This window comes from Paracoccus sp. DMF (assembly GCF_004407025.1).
Taxonomy (GTDB): domain Bacteria; phylum Pseudomonadota; class Alphaproteobacteria; order Rhodobacterales; family Rhodobacteraceae; genus Paracoccus; species Paracoccus aminovorans_B.
Genome location: NZ_SOKV02000151.1, coordinates 1 through 1,016 on the forward strand (window position 1 = coordinate 1; position 1,016 = coordinate 1,016).

Below are 1,016 nucleotides of genomic sequence, written 5' to 3' on the forward strand. Positions count from 1 at the left end.
GTCGGGGTGGGTCTCGAAGTGGTCGTCGCTGAGGGCCTTCAGGCGCTCCAGCATCGTGTCGATCTCGGCCTTGGCGGCGATGAAGGCGTCGAGGGCTTTCGAATTGTCGCTGGCGCGGCGGGTGGTCATGGCGGGGCGTCCTTCGCTGAGTTGGATCGTTCTGGTGCGAACACCATCGCTCTGTCGGGCGGATGATCGTAGGCAAATCGGAGCAATATCAGTGCTTTCTGATCATTCCGGTCAGATCAGCCGCATCTCGGCCAGCGTCCGGCTGGCGGCACCCAGCTGGGCGGTCGGCAGTTCGATTTTCAGGTGCGACAGGACGTCGGAGGCCTCGGCCGGGATCCCGCTCTCGCGCAGCGCCTGCTCGATGACCTCGGCGATGGCGTCCGGGCGGCTCAGATCGAAACCCTCGGGAAGGGTGGAGTAGTCGATGCGGATGGTGGTCGTGGTCATGGGGAAGCCCTCCTGGGGTCGGCGCGATGCGGCCTGTTGATGGACGACAGAATCGCTCCGGAGGGGGAGACAATCAACGGGAATGATTGTCTTTTCCTGTTTATTTTCAATATCTTGATAGGTATCTCAGCGCCATGAAAGGCATGAGCGAACGCGAGTACGCGGCCCATTCCGGCCTATCTCGCGGCGGGGTGCAGAAGGCGCGCAAGAACGGGCGGCTGGTGGTCCATGACGACGGGTCGATCAATGCCGCGGCCTCGGATGTACGGCGGGCGGAAATGACGGACCCCGACCAGCAACGCCGGTCACTTGGTGGCGACGGGCTGGCCAGCGGCCCCGGCGACACGACATCCTATATCAAGGCGCGCACGGCGCTGACGGTCTACGCGGCGCAGGAACGCCAGCTGGCCGTCCAGAAGAAGAAGGGCGCGCTGGTCGACCGTGCCCGGGCGGAGACCCTCGTCTTCCGCCTGGCGCGGCAGGAACGGGACGTCTGGGTGACCTGGCCCGGACGGGTGGCAGCACTTATGGCGGCGCAGATCATGGCGGAGGTGGAACGG

At 65.0% G+C, this 1,016-nt stretch carries 2 protein-coding genes; one reads left to right on the top strand and one right to left on the bottom strand.

All coding sequences use genetic code 11. The features are described from left to right. Nucleotides 1–240: 240 nt before the first annotated feature. Nucleotides 241–456, bottom strand: a complete 216-nt coding sequence (locus tag E3D03_RS20885; protein ID WP_036708719.1) for a hypothetical protein — start codon at nt 454–456, stop codon at nt 241–243. Nucleotides 457–590: 134 nt separating this feature from the next. Here E3D03_RS20885 and E3D03_RS20890 point away from each other — a divergent pair. Beyond that, nucleotides 591–1,016, top strand: a 426-nt coding sequence (locus tag E3D03_RS20890; RefSeq protein ID WP_263568537.1) for a hypothetical protein, incomplete at its 3' end; no start/stop codon positions are given.

Bases quoted from the DNA above. Each gene is read 5' to 3' on its own strand.
- E3D03_RS20885 (WP_036708719.1), bottom strand. From the start codon at position 456: ATGACCACGACCACCATCCGCATCGACTACTCCACCCTTCCCGAGGGT.